Genomic DNA, 2,542 nt, shown 5'->3' with positions numbered 1-2,542 from the left:
GTGCTGGCGATGTCCTACTACCCCAAGGAAGGCAACCCGCTGTGGGAGCAGTACTCCACAGCCGCGATCATCCACACCATCAACGAGTACTCCAAGTATTCGTTCGACTACCCTTACCCGGTCGCGATTTCCGTGAACGGCCCGGTGGGCGGCATGGAATACCCGATGATCTGCTTTAACGGTCCGCGTCCGACCAAGGACAAGAAGACCGGCGAGATCACCTACTCCAAGCGCGCCAAGTATGGCCTGATCGGCGTGATCATCCATGAGGTGGGCCACAACTACTTCCCGATGATCGTCAACTCGGACGAGCGCCAGTGGACCTGGATGGACGAAGGCCTGAACACCTTCCTGCAGTCGCTCGCCGAGCGCGCATGGGAAGAGGACTATCCGCTGGGCCGCGGCGACGCGCGCTTCATCACCGGCTACATGGCCAGCCGCAACCAGGTGCCGATCATGGTGAACTCGGAGTCGCTGCTCCAGTTCGGGAACAACGCCTACGCCAAGCCGGCAGCGGCGCTAAACATCCTGCGCGAGACCATCCTGGGCCGCGAACAGTTCGACCACGCCTTCAAGACCTACGCCCAGCGCTGGAAATTCAAGCGCCCGACTCCGGCGGACTTCTTCCGCACCATGGAAGACGCGTCGGGCACGGACCTCGACTGGTTCTGGCGCGGCTGGTTCTACACCACCGACAACGTCGATATCTCGATCGACGGCATCACCGAGTACGGCGTGAGCTCCAAGGACCCGGAAAAGGAGAAGGCCTGGAAGAAGGCGCAGCGCGACGCGGAGCCGGTCTCGGTCTCGGACCAGCGCAACAAGGGCGTGCCGCGCTACATCGACGCCAAGCCGGAGCTGAAGGACTTCTATAACGAGCATGACGACTACACGGTCACCAACAAGGACCGCAACAGCTACGCCGAGCAGACCGAGAAGCTGGAAGACTGGGAGAAGAAGCTGCTGGCCGAAGGCAAGCACCTGTACCTGGTCGATTTCTCCAACAACGGTGGCCTGGTCATGCCGCTGATCCTGGAGATCCAGCTCGCGAGCGGCAAGAAGTACATCGAGCGCATCCCGGCCGAAGTGTGGCGCTACTCGTCCAAGAAGATCACCAAGCTGGTGGTGACCGACGAGCCGATGACAGGCCTGGTGCAGGACCCATACTGGGAAACCGCCGATGTGGACCAGTCCAACAACGCCTGGCCGCGCAAGGCCACCCAGTCGCGCCTGGAGCTGTACAAGTCCCAGCGCGGCGAAGGCGGCGATATGATGAAGGACTTCCGCACGCCGCTGAAGACCAAGGACGCGAAGAAGGACGGCAAGGCCGCCTCCGACGCCAAGTCCGAATAAGCAGCCGTGCAGCATCAAACGCCGTTCCCGCCACCAGGCCGGAACGGCGTTTTCCATAAAAACAAACCTGACCACAAGAGATGAAGATCCTCGCCACCGCCCTCGCTGCATTCGCCTGCGCCTCCTCCTTCGCCGCCGAACCCTTCGACGACAAGTTCCGCCAGCTGGACGAGCTGCTGCCCACACCCACCGCCACCCGCACCGCGTCCGGCGCGCCGGGCCACGCCTACTGGCAACAGCGTGCCGACTACGTCATCCGCGCCACGCTGGACGAAGCCACGCGCTCGGTCAGCGGCAGCGAGACCGTCACCTACCACAACAACTCGCCGGACACGCTGGACTACCTGTGGGTGCAGCTGGACCAGAATATGTTCGCCAAGGATTCGGACAACCGCATGGTGGCGACGGCCCCCTCGCGCGACGCATGGGCCAAGGCACGCAGCGGCGCGGACGGCGTGGAGTTCGAGGAGCTGCGCTTCATGCTCGACAGCCGTACCTTCAACGGCGGCGTGAGCGTGAAGAGCGTGACCGGCCTGGATGGCAAGCCGCTGCGCACCACCATCAACAAGACCATGATGCGCATCGACCTGCCGCAGCCGATGAAGCCGGGCACCAGGTTCTCGTTCAACGTGGCGTGGAGCTTCAACGTGCCGGAGATGAACGTCCTGGGGCGCCGCTCGGGCTTCGAGCGCTTCCTGGACAAGGACGGCAAGGACGAGCACAACGACATCTTCGAGATCGCGCAGTTCTACCCGCGCATGGCCGCCTACTACGACATGAAGGGCTGGCAGAACAAGCAGTACCTGGGTGACGGCGAATTCACGCTGGAATTCGGCGACTACGACGTGCAGATCACCGCCCCGGCGGACCACATCGTGGGCGCGACGGGCGAGCTGCAGAACGCGGGCGAAGTCCTCACCGCCGCCCAGCGCGACCGCCTGAAGCAGGCGCGCAGCGCGGCCAAGCCGGTCATCATCGTGACCCAGAAGGAAGCGGAAGCCGCCGAAAAGCAGCACAGTACCGCGACCAAGACCTGGCACTTCCGCGCGAAGAACGTGCGCGACTTCGCCTTTGCGTCTTCCCGCAAGTTCATCTGGGACGCGCAGGGCGCCAGGAGCGGCGACAACGAAGTGCTGGCGATGTCCTACTACCCCAAGGAAGGCAACCCGCTGTGGGAGCAGTACTCCAC

General features: G+C 63.4%; 2 protein-coding genes. Both read left to right on the top strand.

Annotated elements, in window-relative coordinates:
* Nucleotides 1-1,353, top strand: a 1,353-nt coding sequence (locus E4L96_RS15690) for a M1 family aminopeptidase (protein WP_167758709.1), incomplete at its 5' end; no start/stop codon positions are given.
* Between the two features lie 80 nt (nt 1,354-1,433).
* Nucleotides 1,434-2,542, top strand: a 1,109-nt coding sequence (locus E4L96_RS15685) for a gluzincin family metallopeptidase (protein WP_167758708.1), incomplete at its 3' end; no start/stop codon positions are given.

Origin of the sequence: Zemynaea arenosa, assembly GCF_004614185.1 — a bacterium.
Classification (GTDB): Bacteria; Pseudomonadota; Gammaproteobacteria; order Burkholderiales; family Burkholderiaceae_D; genus Telluria; species Telluria arenosa.
This window is presented reverse-complemented; position numbering and strand designations above follow the sequence as displayed.